Here is a 297-nt window from a genome sequence, read left to right on the forward strand (position 1 = left end):
ACCGATGACGAAAATATCATCGAAAAAAATAGACAAAAACAACGAGAAAAAATGATCGCTGACACGCTATCGTTTATGCATTAGGAATTAAAAAATGAAACCAATTTATGACAGTGCCGTTATCGGGCTAGATGGAAAAACGAAGGTATACCAAACAACAAAAGTAATCGAGATTTTCAATATGTGCATCGAAATCGTCTCAAACGCTTTTGCTGGCACTTTGTTGTCCTTTGGTAAGACAGTTACCGAAAACCAAATAAAAGAAGCTGAGCGGGCTTACGATGATGTGCTGATGGA

1 protein-coding gene is annotated in these 297 nt (G+C 37.7%); it reads left to right on the top strand.

All coding sequences use genetic code 11. From position 1 onward, the window contains the following. Positions 1 to 94 precede the first annotated feature (94 nt). A partial coding sequence (locus AAA952_RS22350) for a hypothetical protein (protein ID WP_338259713.1) occupies positions 95 to 297 on the top strand: 203 nt, incomplete at its 3' end.

Source organism: Shewanella sp. M-Br (genome assembly GCF_036245925.1).
Classification (GTDB): Bacteria; Pseudomonadota; Gammaproteobacteria; order Enterobacterales; family Shewanellaceae; genus Shewanella; species Shewanella oncorhynchi.